The 512-nt window shown below is 65.6% G+C and carries 1 protein-coding gene; it reads right to left on the minus strand.

Translation table 11 applies throughout. The features are described 5' to 3' along the window. Positions 1-512 (minus strand): fatty acid desaturase family protein (locus SB822_RS54875; protein ID WP_410858819.1); only part of this gene is annotated, 512 nt, incomplete at both ends.

The following is a 512-nucleotide window of genomic DNA, read 5'->3' on the forward strand; positions in this document are numbered from 1 at the left end:
GTCCACACGTTGCGGATGCCGTTGGCCACCAGGTTGCCGAGCAGTACCGGCAGGAAGAACGGGCCGGCCAGGAGCGGGAACAGCAGGTAGTCCTTGAGCAGCTGGCGCGCCATCTTGCGGCCGACCGGGCGCGCCGAGGCGACCAGCTCCGAGGTCTTCATCTTACCATGCCACCAGCGGCCCAGCTTGAGGTCCTGGATCGCCACGCCCCACTGGAAGTACAGCGCGAAGAACACCGCGATCACCGGCTGCAGCAGGTAGAACGCCTTCCAGCGCTCCTCGGGGAAGATCCGCAGCAGGCCGTAGCCGATGTCGTCGTCCATGCCGCGCACGTTGGTGTAGGTGTGGTGGCGGAAGTTGTGCGTCTTGCGCCAGTTGTCGCCGGTGGCGACGATGTCCCACTCGTAGGTGGCGCCCTGCAGCTGCGCGTCGCCCATCCAGTCGTACTGGCCATGCATGACGTTGTGGCCCAGCTCCATGTTCTCCAGGATCTTCGACAGGCCGAGCAGCAG

The organism is Paraburkholderia sp. SIMBA_054, from assembly GCF_046534875.1.
GTDB lineage: Bacteria > Pseudomonadota > Gammaproteobacteria > Burkholderiales > Burkholderiaceae > Paraburkholderia > Paraburkholderia hospita.